This window comes from Streptomyces sp. NPDC057307, assembly GCF_042667665.1.
Lineage (GTDB): Bacteria > Actinomycetota > Actinomycetes > Streptomycetales > Streptomycetaceae > Streptomyces.
Genome location: NZ_JBHUZM010000072.1, coordinates 25,102 through 38,311, shown reverse-complemented (window position 1 = coordinate 38,311; position 13,210 = coordinate 25,102). Strand labels below are relative to the sequence as shown.

Here is a 13,210-nt window from a genome sequence, read left to right as displayed (position 1 = left end):
CGCCGGCCCACCGGCTTCTTCACGTCAGGACAGGTCGGAGACCGTCACTTCTTGCGGCCGCGCTTCTCCCGCACCCGCACCGAGATGTGGATCGGTGTGCCGTCGAAGCCGAACTCCTCGCGGAGCCTGCGCTCCACGAAGCGCCGGTAGCCCGCCTCGATGAAGCCGGACGCGAAGAGCACGAAGCGCGGCGGCCGGGTGCCCGCCTGCGTACCGAACAGGATGCGCGGCTGCTTGCCGCCGCGGATCGGGTGCGGGTGGCCGGCGACCAGCTCGCCGAGGAACGCGTTGAGCCTGCCGGTCGGCACGCGCGTCTCCCAGCCCGCGAGCGCCGTCTCGATCGCCGGGACGAGGCGCTCCATGTGGCGTCCGGTGCGCGCCGACACGTTGACGCGGGGCGCCCACGCGATCTGCGCCAGCTCGGTCTCGATCTCGCGCTCCAGGTAGTAGCGGCGCTCCTCGTCGAGGGTGTCCCACTTGTTGAAGGCGACGACGAGGGCGCGGCCCGCCTCGACGGCCATCGTGATGATGCGCTGGTCCTGGACGCTGATGGACTCGCTGGTGTCGATCAGGACGACGGCGACCTCGGCCTTCTCCACGGCGGCGGCCGTACGGAGCGAGGCGTAGTAGTCGGCGCCCTCCTGGAGGTGGACGCGGCGCCGGATGCCCGCCGTGTCGACGAACTTCCAGACCGTGCCGCCGAGTTCGATCAGTTCGTCGACCGGGTCGCGCGTGGTGCCCGCGATCTCGTTGACGACGACGCGCTCCTCGCCCGCGACCTTGTTCAGCAGCGAGGACTTGCCGACGTTCGGGCGGCCGATCAGCGCGATCCGGCGCGGGCCGCCGATGGTGGTGCCGAACGTCTGCTCGGGGGCCTCGGGCAGCGCCTCCAGGACGGCGTCGAGCATGTCGCCCGTACCGCGGCCGTGCAGCGAGGACACCGGGTGCGGCTGGCCGAGTCCCAGCGACCACAGCGCCGTCGCGTCGGCCTCGCCGCTCTGGCCGTCGACCTTGTTGGCGCAGAGCACGACGGGCTTGCCCGCCTTGCGCAGCAGCTTGACGACGGCCTCGTCGGTGTCGGTGGCGCCGACCGTGGAGTCCACGACGAAGACCACCGCGTCCGCGGTCTGGATCGCGTACTCGGCCTGGGCGGCGACGGACGCGTCGAGTCCGAGGACGTCCTGCTCCCAGCCACCGGTGTCGACGAGCTTGAAGCGGCGCCCGGCCCACTCGGCCTCGTAGCTGACACGGTCGCGCGTGACGCCGGGCTTGTCCTGGACGACCGCCTCGCGGCGGCCGATGATGCGGTTCACCAGGGTCGACTTGCCGACGTTGGGCCGGCCGACGACGGCGAGGACGGGCAGCGGGCCGTGACCGGCCTCGCCGATCGCGCCCTCGATCTCCTCGGGGTCGAAGCCCTCGTTGGCGGCGAGCTCCATGAACTCCGAGTACTCGGCGTCGCCAAGCTCTCCGTGCTCGTCGCCGGAGTCAATGTGGTCGTTCATGAAGTCCGTACCTCGTTCATCGTGATCGGTGCGCCGCGGCTGCGCGGTGCACTACTCAAGTCCTGCCCGGCGCCCGGTGAGGCGTCTGGCGTTCTCCAGATGGGCGGTCAGCCGCTTCTGGATCCGCAGCGTGGCGTCGTCCATCGCCTGCCGCGTGCGCCGGCCGCTCCCGTCACCCGCGTCGAAGGCGTCCCCGAAGACGACGTCGATACGGCTGCGCAGCGGTGGCAGCGCGCCTATCAGCCGCCCGCGCCGCTCCGTGCTCCCGAGCACCGCCACCGGGACGATCGGCGCCCCGGTGCGTACGGCGAAGTACGCGAGCCCGGACCGCAGGGAGGCGAAGTCGCCCTCTCCCCTGCTGCCCTCGGGGAAGATCCCCAGGACCCCGCCGCCCTGGAGCACCCCGAGCGCGTCGGTGACGGCCGCGCGGTCGGTGGTGGTCCGGTCGACCTTCAGCTGTCCGATGGACAGCAGGAACGGGTCGAGCGGACCGATGAAGGCTTCTTTCTTGATCAGGAAGTGCACGGGCCTGGGCGCGGTGCCCATGAGCATCGGCCCGTCGATGTTGTGCGAGTGGTTGACGGCCAGGATGACCGGGCCGACCGCGGGGACCCGCCAGCCGCCGAGCACCCGTGGCTTCCACAGGCCGTACATCAGTCCGATGCCGATGCCGCGGCCGACCGCCGCGCCCTTCGGGGAGGGTGAGCGGGTCGGTGCGCCCTTCCGGGAAGGTCCGGTCACCGGGCCGCCCGCTTCTCCTCGACAAGGGTGACGACGCACTCGATGACCTGCTGAAGCGTGAGGTCGGTGGTGTCCACCTCGACGGCGTCGGCCGCCTTGGCCAGCGGGGACGTCTTACGGCCGGAGTCGATCGCGTCCCGCCTGATCAGGGCTTCCTTGGTGGCGGCGAGGTCCGTGGACTCCTTGCCCTTGAGTTCGCCGCTGCGGCGCGCGGCGCGCGCCTCGGGCGAGGCGGTGAGGAAGACCTTCAGATCGGCGTCGGGCAGCACGGTCGTGCCGATGTCGCGGCCTTCGACGACGATGCCGGTCGCGGCTCCCGCGGCGATGGAGCGCTGCAGCTCGGTGATGACGGCCCGTACCTCGGGGACGGCGCTGACCGCGCTCACCTTGGCCGTGACGTCCTGGGTGCGGATGGGGCCCGAGGCGTCCACGCCGTCGACGGTGATCGTCGGGTTCGAGGCGTCGGTGCCGGACACGATGACCGGCTTGTCGGCCGCCATGGCGACGGCCGAGGGGTCCTGGACGTCGACACCGTTGCTGATCATCCACCAGGTGATCGCCCGGTACTGCGCGCCCGTGTCCAGGTAGCTCAGTCCGAGCTGGGTGGCCACGGACCGGGACGTGCTCGACTTGCCGGTGCCCGCGGGCCCGTCGATGGCGACGATCACGGCGGCCGGGGCGGTCCTGGCGTCGGTTGCAGCGGTTTCCACGGGGGCGGACACCTTCCTGGTTCACGGGGCGCGGAGTCGTACGCGAAGCGGTTCGCGGGACAGTCACGACGGTCTCGGGACGTTCGAGGGGGTCGGTTCAAGACGCCCAGACGTCGGCACGCCCCCGCACTAAGGTTACCGAGTGCTGGGGCCGTCCCTTACACCCCCGCGAAAGCCCGCCCGCGCACCGCCGCGCGAGCCGCCGCGGTCACCAAGCCGTCACACGCCGTCACCGTGCCGTCACCGCCGGATGGACCAGCCTCGCTCGCGCAGCGCCGCGCTCAGGACGGGGGCCGACGCGGGCTCCACCATCAGCTGCACCAGACCCGCCTCCTGGCCGGTCGCGTGCTCGATCCGGACGTCCTCGATGTTGACCCCGGCGCTCCCGGCGTCCGCGAAGATACGGGCCAGCTCGCCCGGCCGGTCGCTGATCAGGACGGCGACCGTCTCGTACGACGCGGGGGCCGCGCCGTGCTTGCCCGGTACCCGCACGCGGCCCGCGTTGCCGCGCCGCAGGACGTCCTCGATGCCCTCGGTGCCGCCGCGCCGCTTGGCCTCGTCGGCGGACTGGAGCGCCCGCAGCGCCTCCACGGTCTCGTCCAGGTCGGCGGCCACGCCCGCGAGGACGTCGGCGACCGGCCCCGGGTTCGCGGTGAGGATCTCGACCCACATACGGGGGTCGGAGGCGGCGATACGGGTGACGTCGCGGATGCCCTGGCCACAGAGCCGTACGGCCGCCTCGTCGGCGTCCTCCAGGCGTGCGGCGACCATCGAGGAGATCAGCTGCGGGGTGTGGGAGACGAGGGCGACGGCCCGGTCGTGGGCGTCGGCGTCCATGACCACCGGCACCGCGCGGCAGAGCGCGACCAGTTCGAGGGCGAGGTTCAGCACCTCGGTGTCGGTGCCCGGCATGGGCGTGAGCACCCAGGGGCGGCCCTCGAAGAGGTCGGCGGTCGCGGCGAGCGGGCCCGAGCTCTCCTTGCCGGCCATCGGATGCGTACCGATGTACGCGGTCAGGTCGAGGCCCAGAGCCTCCAGCTCGCGCCGGGGGCCGCCCTTGACGCTGGCGACGTCCAGGTAGCCGCGCGCGCTGCCGGCGCGCATCGCGGCGGCGAGGGCGGTGGCGGTGTGCGCGGGCGGTACGGCGACGATCGCGAGGTCGACGGGGCCGGCCGGCGGCTCCTCGGTGCCGGCGCCGAGCGCCGCCGCCGTCCGGGCCCTCGCCGGGTCGTGGTCCACGAGGTGGACGGCGACGCCGCGCCCCGCGAGGGTCAGGGCGGCGGAGGTGCCGATCAGGCCGGTACCGATGACGAGGGCGGTTCTCACTGGGCGATGTCCTTGCGGAGGGCTGCCGCGGCGCCGAGGTAGACGTGCGCGATCTCGGAGCGGGGGAGGTCGGACTCGATGTGGGCGAGGATACGGACCACGCGCGGCATGGCGCCCTTGATGTCCAGCTCCTGCGCGCAGATCAGCGGTACGTCCACGATGCCGATCCCGCGCGCGGCGGCGGCCGGGAAGTCGCTGTGCAGGTCGGGGGTGGCCGTGAACCAGATGCTGATCAGGTCGTCCGCGCCGAGGCTGTTGCGCTCCAGGATGGCGGAGAGCAGCAGGGCGACCTGCTCGTCCATGTGTCCCGGCTCGTCCCGCTCCAGCTGGACGGCCCCTCGGACAGCTCGTACCGGCACGTCGTGCTCCTCGTCCCGCTTCAGTGATCGTGTGCTCCGTCCAGGTTAGACAGATGGGCGGCGGTACGGACGGGGCGACCGTTGCGCGAGACGGCGGGCGGGTGGTGGATACGGCGCTCCCGTAATCTGCGTGCGTATGAGACCTGTGGACCTCGTACGTGACCACACCGTCTACGCGTGCGTCATGGGCTCCCGCGCCTTCGGTCTGGCGACCGAGGGCAGTGACACCGACCGCCGGGGTGTGTTCCTGGCGCCCACGCCGCTCTACTGGGGCTTCGAGAAGCCCCCGACCCATGTGGACGGGCCGGCCGACGAGCAGTTCTCCTGGGAGCTGGAGCGGTTCTGTCTGCTGGCGCTGCGCAGCAATCCGGGCGTGCTCGAATGTCTGCACTCGCCGCTGGTCGAGTCCGTGGACGACACGGGCCGTGAACTCCTCGCCCTGCGCGACGCGTTCCTCTCCCGGCAGGCCCACGAGACCTTCGTCCGCTACGCGATCGGCCAGCGCAGGAAGCTGGAGGCGGACATCCGGCAGCACGGCGCGCCCCGCTGGAAGCACGCCATGCATCTGCTGCGGCTGCTGGGCTGCTGCCGGGATCTGCTGCGTACGGGGCGGCTGGTGATCGACGCCGGTGAGCAGCGCGAACCGCTGCTGGAGGTCAAGCGCGGCGAGGTCCCGTGGGCCGAGGTGGAGCGGCGGATGAACCGTCTCGGCGAGGAGGCGGACGCGGCCCTCGCCGGTACCGCGCTGCCCGCCGAGCCCGACCGTGCGCGCGTCGAGGACTTCGTGATCCGCGCGCGGCGGGCGTCGGCGCTGCGGGCTCCGGCTCCCCGGCCGCCGGCTCCCGAGAGGCCAGCTCTTCAGGCGCCAGCTCTCCAGACGTCAGCTCTCCAGGCGGGTGCGGACGACGAGGTCGTGGAGCGCCTCGTACCCGGCCGGGGAGTCGGGTAGCCGGGTCTCGGCCCTGGCCTCGGCCAGGACCTCGTGGAGCGCGTCGACGTCGCTCTGCAGCCGGGTCGGGGCGAGGCCCGTCGCCGCGCCGTGTTCGGCCTCCGCCTTGGCCTCGATCAGTTCGGGCAGATAGTCCGGCGCGCTCACCTCGGCGAGCAGCGTGGGCAGATGGGCCTGCACCTCGCCGCTGCGCATCAGATGGACGCCGGTGAGCAGCGCCCTGAACGTGTAGAGCAGCGGCTTGAGTTCGCCGGTCTTCTCGAAGAGGCGCCACTGGGTGGCGGCGAATCCCCGGTAGTGGTGGGCGTGGTGGCCGGTGAGGACGCCGGGGGCGAGCGAGAGCAGTTCCCGGTGCGCGTCCGTCGAGTGCACTATCAGCGGTGAGTGCAGCTGTTCCAGTACGTAGCCGTTGCGCCGCATCATCATGCGGACGAACTTGCGCAGGTCATGGCTGACCAGGTCCATCTCCACGCCGTCCTGGTCCCACATCCGCGACCGGGTCTCGTCCGGCTCGTGCAGTCCGATGAGTTCGGCCACCGGCAGCAGGTGGGCGCCGCGCAGGTCGACGTCCGAGTCGGTGGAGGGGAATCCGTAGAGGTGGGCGCCGGAGACGGTGGCGAACAGCAGCGGATCCGACTCCGCGGCGAGGACCGGGCCGAGGTCGGTCATGGGCAGCCCGGCGCGCTCCAGGCGCGCGGTCCGCTCCAGGCGCCGGGCGCGCTCGGCCGAGTGCTCGTCGGGACGCCCGGCCGAGTGCTCGTCGATGGAGTGGTCCGGGGACTGGTCCGGGGCGCCGTCGTCCGCCGTGTGTTCGTCATCCATAGGCATGGATCAAGCGTCCCAGAGTGCCCCGAGTTCCAGCAGCTCCTCGCGGTACTCGATCCGGTCCGCCCACTCCTTCGGCCAGGCGGCCGCCCCGAGGTGCGCCCCCGCGAACGCCCCCGTCAGACAGGCGATCGAGTCCGAGTCGCCCTTGGTGCAGGCGGCCCGGCGCAGCGCCGTGACCGGTTCCTCGGGGAAGAGCAGGAAGCAGAGCAGCCCGGTGGCGAAAGCCTCCTCGGCGATCCAGCCGTCGCCGGTCGCCAGGCACGGGTCGGTCTCGGGTGACGGTGTGCGCAGGGCCCGTTGGAGCCGTTCGAGCACGGCCAGGCACTCGTCCCAGCCCCGCTCGATGAAATGTTCGGGCGTCGGGTCCTGGCTGTGGGTCCACAGATCGCCGAGCCAGCTGTGGTGGTAGCGGGACCGGTTCTCGTACGCGTAACTGCGCAACAGCCCGACCAGGCCCAGCGGTTCGGTCCCCCGTGCCAGCAGGTACACCGCGTGGGCGGTGAGGTCGGAGGCGGCCAGGGCGGTCGGGTGGCCGTGGGTGAGGGCGGACTGCAACTGCGCGGCGCCCGAGCGCTGTTCGGGGCTCAGCCCGGGGGCGAGTCCGACGGGCGCGACCCGCATGTTGGCGCCGCAGCCCTTGGAGTCGATCCGGCTGGCCTGCTGCCAGGGGCGGTCGCTGTCGAGGAGCTGACAGGCCGTCATGCAGGTGTTGCCGGGGGCCCGGTTGTTCTGCGGGTCGTGGAACCAGTCGACGAACTCCTCGCGCACCGGCCGGGTGAGGCGCAGCGGTCCGAGCGGGCCCCGGCCCATGGCGGTGCGCAGGCCCCGGCCGAGCGCGAGTGTCATCTGGGTGTCGTCGCTGACGATCGCGGGCTTCAGCAGCGGCAGCTCCCGCCAGGGACCGAACTTGGCGAGGATCGACGGCACGTCGTTGAACTCGGTGGGAAAGCCGAGGGCGTCGCCGAGCGCGAGCCCGGTCATGGCGCCGGTGGCGGCTCTCTTGGGAGCGGTGCCCGGAGAAGTGCCCGAGGAAGTGCCCGAGGAAGTGCCCGAAGAGGTGCCCGAGGAGGTGTCCGGAGAAGTGTCCGAGGAGGTCATGACGTGGTCCGTCCTTCCGGTCGAAGCAGCGGCGGGTGGAGCGCGGTGGCGGTGCCCGCGCGGTAGAGGGCGGCCGGTTTGCCCCGCCCGCCGGTACGGCGGGGCGGGCCTTCCACCGGTTCGACAAAACCGGGTGAAGTGAGCACCTTGCGGCGGAAGTTGGGCCGGTCCAGCTCGACGCCCCAGACCGTCTCGTACACCTGCTGAAGCTCGCCGAGGGTGAATCGGGGCGGGCAGAACGCCGTGGCGAGACAGGTGTATTCGAGCTTGGCGCCGATCCGGCGGCGGCCGTCGGCCAGGATCAGCCCGTGGTCGAAGGCGAGCTGTCCGAGTTCGCCTTCGTCGTAGCGGGTCCAGCGGGCCCGCGTGGCGTCGCCGCCGCCCCGTGGCTCGGGGAGGTCGGGCACGAGCGCGGTGTACGCGACGGAGACGACGCGCATCCGGGGGTCGCGGTCCGGGTCGCTGTACGTGCGCAGCTGCTCGGGGCGCAGTCCTGCGACGGTGTCGGGCGACAGGCCGGTCTCCTCGGCGAGTTCACGGCGCGCCGCCTGCCCGGCGGACTCCCGGGGCCGTACGAAGCCGCCGGGCAGTGCCCAGTGGCCCAGGTACGGCTCCTCGCCGCGTTCGACGAGCAGGACGTGCAGGCTGTTCTCGCGGACCGTGAAGACGGCGAGGTCGACGGTGACGGCGAACGGCATGAAGTCGGCGGGGTCGTAGTTCTCGGGCGCGCGGGGCCGCCGGGGCGGCTGCTGGGGCGGCTTCTGAGGTGTCATCTGTTCTCCGGCAGGGGTGCGGCGAAGTACCAGCCCTGGTCCAGCAGGGCGTCCACGGCGGCGACCGCGTCGGCGAGTCTCTTCTCGCGCGGCCCTTCGAGCGCGACGAACGTCCGCCCCGTGCGGGTCAGTTCGGCCCTGAATCGGTCGGTCATCCAGGGCCGCAGCTCCTCACCGTCACGCAGCCCGTCGTCCTCGAAGGCGACGCCCTCGTGGCCGGTGAGCAGCCACAGCTGGTGCGGCACCCGGTCGGCGACCTCCTCGACGAGCGGGTTGCGGCCGCCGACGTACCGCTCGTGCCAGACGGTGGTGGCGAAGGAGTCGGTGTCGCAGAAGAGGACGGGCGAGCCGGCGCGGGCGGCCTCCTCCTCGGACGCGTTCTGCCGCTCGGCGATCAACGGGAAGTCCTCGGTGGTGAATTCGACGTCCTCCCACTGCGCACCGGGCCATCTCCCGCGCAGGGCGGCGAGTTTGTGCTCGCTGAACTCCCGCCCGTACTCGGGGACGTAGCGCGTACGGGCCCACACTCCGCCGCGCGCCCGGTAGTGCTCGGCGAGTGCCAGCGCGAGGGTCGTGGTGCCGGTGGACTCGGCGCCGAGCACCACGACGCGACGGGTGAGCGCGGCCCTGACGGGCGGGGCGAGGAAGTCCCAGCGGCCGACGGGGTCCTCGCGGACGGCCGTCCCCGACACGGGGTGGAGCGTGCGGTCCGGGTCCACGGTGACGGACTCGGCGCCGAAGCGGCGGGCGAGTTCGTCACCGTACGACTCCGAGGTGAAGACGGCGTCCACGGGCTCGGGGACGGCGGCGCGGAAGACCGCCATGTGCGCGTCCCAGATGGCGGGGTCGCGCAGATCCATCCGGGTGTCGTCGACGGCGCCGACGACCCGGACGTCCGGGTGGACGTCGCGCATCCAGGCGACGCGGTCCTCGAGCGGCACGGATTCCACGGAGGCGGCGCAGACGAGGACCGTGAGGCGCTCGCAGCGGTCCTGGGCGGTCCGCACGAGATGGTGGTGGCCCGTGTGCGGAGGGTAGAACTTGCCGAGGACCAGGCCGTGTTCGTACGTCGCGCTCATGCCGTGACCGCCGGCGAATCGGCCGGGCGCCGGTCCAGGTCGCGCGACCAGTTGCGCAGTCCGATGACGCACAGGGTCATGAAGCCGACGTAGAGGATCGACGTCAGGTAGAGGTCCTTGTGGGCGTAGAGCGGGATGTAGACGACGTCGGCCGCGATCCACAGCCACCACGACTCCAGACGCTTCCGGCACTGTCCGTACGTCGCCATCAGCGACAGCGCGGTGGTGACGGCGTCCCAGAACGGCACCGTCGATGAGGTCTGGTGGTCGAGGAGCAGCGTCAGCCCGAGAGTTCCCACCGCCCCCGCCGCGAGCAGCCAGCCCCACTCGGTGCGCGTGGTGCGCCGCACCGGGAGGTACGAGGTCCCTGGTCCACCCCCGTGGGTCCAGGTCCACCAGCCGTACACGGCGAGGGCGATGAAGACGACCTGCAGCCCGGCGTCGGCGTACAGGCCGGCCTGGGTGAACAGCAGGATGAAGAAGAGGTTGTTGGCGATGCCGATCGGCCAGTTGGCGAGGTGCTGGCGGGCGACGAGCCAGACGCAGAGCGCGCCGCTGCCGAAGCCGAGCACCTCGGTCCAGCTCACCGGGGTGTCGAGGACGGTCACCAGCGGCTGCTGCAAGGGGTCGAGGAAATCCGCGAGACTCACGCCCGCCTCCTTAATGGTCATGTTGACTATAAAGGTGGACGGGCCCGTGCCACAAGCAGAAAAGCCCGCGGCCTTGAGGCCACGGGCTTTCTTCACTCGGTGCGGTCCGGGCCGGAGGGCCCGAACAGCTCGACCGGGTCGAACCGGCCGAACAGGCCGAACAGGCCGAACAGGTCTGTCTACAGGCCGACTTCCTTCATCAGCATGCCGACCTCCGTGTTGGTGAGGCGGCGCAGCCAGCCGGACTTCTGGTCGCCCAGCGGGATCGGGCCGAACGACGTCCGGACCAGGCGCTCGACGGGGAAGCCCGCCTCGGAGAGCATGCGGCGCACGATGTGCTTGCGGCCCTCGTGAAGGGTCACCTCGACCAGGTAGTTCTTCCCGGTGTTCTCCACGACGCGGAAGTGGTCGGCGCGGGCGTAGCCGTCCTCCAACTGGATGCCGTCCTTGAGCCGCTTGCCCAGATCGCGCGGCAACGGGCCCTGGATGGCGGCGAGATACGTCTTCTTCACGCCGTACCTGGGGTGCGTGAGGCGGTGGGCCAGCTCACCGTGGTTGGTGAGCAGGATGATGCCCTCGGTCTCGGTGTCCAGCCGGCCCACGTGGAACAGCCGGGTCTCGCGGTTGGTGACGTAGTCGCCGAGGTTCTGCCTGCCGTCGGGGTCGCCCATCGTGGAGACGACACCGGCGGGCTTGTTCAGCGCGAAGAAGAGATGCGACTGGGTGGCGACGGTCAGACCGTCGACCTTGATCTCGTCCCGGTGCGGGTCGACGCGCATGCCCTGCTCGACGACGATCTCGCCGTTGACCTCGACACGGGACTGCTCGATCAGCTCCTCGCACGCCCGGCGCGAACCCATGCCGGCCCGCGCGAGGATCTTCTGCAGCCGCTCGCCCTCCTGCTCGGCGCCCGGGTTGGTCCTGGGGGTCCTGATCTCCGGCTTGTCCGCGTACCGGTCGCGGTTGCGCTGCTCGATCTTGGCGTCCAGCTCGCGCGGGCGGGCGGGCTTGCCCGCCATCCGGCGCTTGGCGGCGATGCTCGGGGCCTTGGGGCCGCCCTTGGCGCCGCCGCGCGCGGAGGCGCCACGGCTGCCGCCGCCGGCCGGACCGCCGGAGCCGCCCTGGCCGCCACCCTGACCGGCGCCGGGACCGCCGGAGCGGCCGACGTCGTAACGGCGCTCCTCGGGACGGGGCTTGCTCTCACGCTTCGGCTGCTTGTCGTCCCGCGCGCCGGCGCCGCCGCCGCTCCCCCGGCTCCCGGCGCTTCCCCCGCTGCCGCCGCGACCCCCGCCGGCCCGCGACTGGGGCTTGCCGCCCGCGGCTCCCCGGCCGCCGCCACCGCCGCTCCGGTTGCCGCTGCCGCTTCCGCTGTTCCTGCCGTTGCTTCGCATCAAATGTCCGTCTTGTCGTCTGCGTGAGTGTCCGGGGCGTACGGTGCGTCCGGATCGAACGACGGAACGCCTTCCAGGCTGTCGGCCTCGATCGCGTCCGCCTCCGGAAGGAAGGGCGCGAGTTCCGGAAGCTCGTCCAGACCGCGCAGGCCCATCCGCTCCAGGAAATAGTTCGTCGTCCTGTACAGGATCGCACCTGTTTCGGGTTCCGCTCCCGCCTCCTCGACCAGACCGCGCTGGAGGAGGGTCCGCATGACCCCGTCACAGTTCACTCCGCGTACGGCCGAGACCCGCGACCGGCTGACCGGCTGGCGGTACGCGACGACCGCCAGGGTCTCCAGCGCGGCCTGGGTGAGCCGGGCCTGCTGGCCGTCGAGCACGAAGCCCTCGACGGCCTCCGCGTACTCGGGCCGCGAGTAGAAACGCCAGCCGCCCGCGACGAGGCGCAGCTCGAATCCGCGCCGCTGGACGGTGTACTCGTCGGCCAGCGCGCGCAGCGCGTCGGCGACGGCCCGGCGCGGCCGGTCCAGGACCTTGGCCAGGTGTTCCTCGGTCGCGGGCTCGTCGACGACCATGAGGACCGCCTCCAGGGCGGGCCCCAGATCGAGGTCGGCGACCGTCCGTTGCTCACTCACGCCTTCTCCTCGCTCGCGTCCGTCGAATCCGTCGATTCCGTCGTTTCTTGCGATTCCTTCGGGTCCTTGGCGTCCACGGGGTCGGGCGGGCGGTCGAACTCGTCCGTCACCCGCGGCGCCTCGTCGTCGTCCCCGCCCGTCCAGCGCACCATGAGCGGCCCCAGGGCCTCGTCCTGGTCCAGGGCGACGGCCTTCTCCCGGTAGAGCTCCAGCAGCGCGAGGAAGCGCGCCACGACCGTGAGTGTGTCCGGGGCGTCCTCGGCGAGTGTCGCGAAACTCACCTCGCCGGCCGCCCGCAGCAGCGCCACGACGATCCCCGCCTGCTCCTGGACGGAGACGAGCGGCGCGTGGATGTGGTCGATGTACACCTGCGGCTTGGGCTTGGGCTGCATCGCCTTGACCGCGAGCCGCGCGAAGCCCTCGGGGCCGATGCTGATGACGACCTCGGGGAGCAGCGCGGCGTGGTGGGGTTCCAGGCCGACGGTACGGGGGTAGCGCCGCGACTCGGAGTCCAGCCGGTCGCTGAGGATCTCGGCGATCCGCTTGTACGCGCGGTACTGGAGCAGCCGCGCGAAGAGCAGGTCCCTGGCCTCCAGCAGCGCCAGGTCGCCCTCGTCCTCCACCTCGGCGGACGGCAGCAGGCGCGCGGCCTTGAGGTCGAGGAGCGTCGCGGCGACGACCAGGAACTCGGTGGTCTGGTCGAGGTCCCAGTCCGGGCCCATGGCGCGGATGTGCACCATGAACTCGTCGGTGACCTTGGAGAGCGCGACCTCGGTGACGTCCATCTTGTGCTTCGAGATCAGCTGGAGAAGCAGATCGAACGGCCCCTCGAAGTTCGCGAGCCGAACGGTGAACCGCCCGTCGTCGGGCTCGGGCTCGGATCCGGATTCGGGAGCGGGGTCCACGTCGCGCACGGGGGCGGGCTCGGGCACGGGCTCCGGTTCAGGTACGGGCTCCGGCTCGGGCTCCGGCTCGCGTACGGGCTCCGGCTCCGGCTTCGCCGGCTCGGGTACGACAGGCTCCGCCACGACCGGCACCACCGGCTCGACCGGCGGCGCCACCACCGGTTCCACGGCCACCGGCTCGACCGCCGCACCGGCCGCCCCCGGCCCGCGCCCCAGCGCACGGCGGGACGAGCGGGCGGTGGAGTCGTCGGTCGGCGGCAT

At 72.0% G+C, this 13,210-nt stretch carries 14 protein-coding genes; 1 reads left to right on the top strand and 13 read right to left on the bottom strand.

Annotation, left to right across the window (positions count from 1 at the left end; all coding sequences use genetic code 11):
* Positions 1-44: 44 nt before the first annotated feature.
* The 5 genes from der to aroH all read right to left on the bottom strand — a co-directional run bounded on the left by der (position 45) and on the right by aroH (position 4,641).
* Positions 45-1,505 (bottom strand): ribosome biogenesis GTPase Der, encoded by a 1,461-nt coding sequence (gene der / locus ACFUN8_RS23135; RefSeq protein ID WP_383640704.1) that lies wholly within the window; start codon positions 1,503-1,505, stop codon positions 45-47.
* Between the two features lie 51 nt (positions 1,506-1,556).
* Positions 1,557-2,285 (bottom strand): lysophospholipid acyltransferase family protein, encoded by a 729-nt coding sequence (locus tag ACFUN8_RS23130; RefSeq protein WP_383640701.1) that lies wholly within the window; start codon positions 2,283-2,285, stop codon positions 1,557-1,559.
* Entirely contained in the window at positions 2,243-2,968 is a 726-nt protein-coding gene (cmk, locus tag ACFUN8_RS23125) for a (d)CMP kinase (protein WP_383640698.1), read from the bottom strand. Before cmk ends, ACFUN8_RS23130 begins: the two co-directional genes overlap by 43 nt.
* Positions 2,969-3,196: 228 nt before the next feature.
* A complete protein-coding gene (locus ACFUN8_RS23120; RefSeq protein ID WP_383640695.1) occupies positions 3,197-4,282 on the bottom strand; it encodes a prephenate dehydrogenase in 1,086 nt (361 codons plus the stop codon).
* Positions 4,279-4,641: a chorismate mutase gene (gene aroH, locus ACFUN8_RS23115; RefSeq protein ID WP_382570484.1), complete on the bottom strand. Its 363-nt coding sequence runs from the start codon at positions 4,639-4,641 to the stop codon at positions 4,279-4,281. Before aroH ends, ACFUN8_RS23120 begins: the two co-directional genes overlap by 4 nt.
* A gap of 136 nt (positions 4,642-4,777) precedes the next feature.
* On the opposite strand from aroH, the gene ACFUN8_RS23110 reads away from it, so the two are divergent.
* Positions 4,778-5,590: a DNA polymerase beta superfamily protein gene (locus tag ACFUN8_RS23110; protein WP_383640692.1), complete on the top strand. Its 813-nt coding sequence runs from the start codon at positions 4,778-4,780 to the stop codon at positions 5,588-5,590.
* Here the strand turns inward: ACFUN8_RS23110 and ACFUN8_RS23105 are convergent.
* From ACFUN8_RS23105 to ACFUN8_RS23070, 8 genes are all read right to left on the bottom strand, one after another.
* On the bottom strand, positions 5,522-6,259 hold the full coding sequence (locus tag ACFUN8_RS23105; RefSeq protein WP_383640726.1) for a DNA polymerase beta superfamily protein: 738 nt from the start codon (positions 6,257-6,259) through the stop codon (positions 5,522-5,524). The two genes, ACFUN8_RS23110 and ACFUN8_RS23105, sit on opposite strands and share 69 nt — an antisense overlap.
* A 162-nt stretch (positions 6,260-6,421) precedes the next feature.
* A complete protein-coding gene (locus tag ACFUN8_RS23100) occupies positions 6,422-7,399 on the bottom strand; it encodes an ADP-ribosylglycohydrolase family protein (RefSeq protein WP_383640723.1) in 978 nt (325 codons plus the stop codon).
* A 113-nt stretch (positions 7,400-7,512) separates the two neighbouring features.
* Positions 7,513-8,289, bottom strand: a complete 777-nt coding sequence (locus ACFUN8_RS23095; protein WP_383640689.1) for an NUDIX domain-containing protein — start codon at positions 8,287-8,289, stop codon at positions 7,513-7,515.
* Positions 8,286-9,368 (bottom strand): AAA family ATPase, encoded by a 1,083-nt coding sequence (locus ACFUN8_RS23090; protein WP_383640686.1) that lies wholly within the window; start codon positions 9,366-9,368, stop codon positions 8,286-8,288. Before ACFUN8_RS23090 ends, ACFUN8_RS23095 begins: the two co-directional genes overlap by 4 nt.
* Positions 9,365-10,018, bottom strand: a complete 654-nt coding sequence (gene pnuC / locus ACFUN8_RS23085; protein ID WP_383640683.1) for a nicotinamide riboside transporter PnuC — start codon at positions 10,016-10,018, stop codon at positions 9,365-9,367. The genes ACFUN8_RS23090 and pnuC overlap by 4 nt, the downstream gene beginning before the upstream one ends.
* A gap of 179 nt (positions 10,019-10,197) precedes the next feature.
* Positions 10,198-11,409: a pseudouridine synthase gene (locus tag ACFUN8_RS23080; protein ID WP_383640680.1), complete on the bottom strand. Its 1,212-nt coding sequence runs from the start codon at positions 11,407-11,409 to the stop codon at positions 10,198-10,200.
* Positions 11,409-12,044: an SMC-Scp complex subunit ScpB gene (gene scpB / locus ACFUN8_RS23075; RefSeq protein WP_382570504.1), complete on the bottom strand. Its 636-nt coding sequence runs from the start codon at positions 12,042-12,044 to the stop codon at positions 11,409-11,411. The genes ACFUN8_RS23080 and scpB overlap by 1 nt, the downstream gene beginning before the upstream one ends.
* A complete protein-coding gene (locus tag ACFUN8_RS23070; protein WP_383640676.1) occupies positions 12,041-13,210 on the bottom strand; it encodes a segregation and condensation protein A in 1,170 nt (389 codons plus the stop codon). The genes scpB and ACFUN8_RS23070 overlap by 4 nt, the downstream gene beginning before the upstream one ends.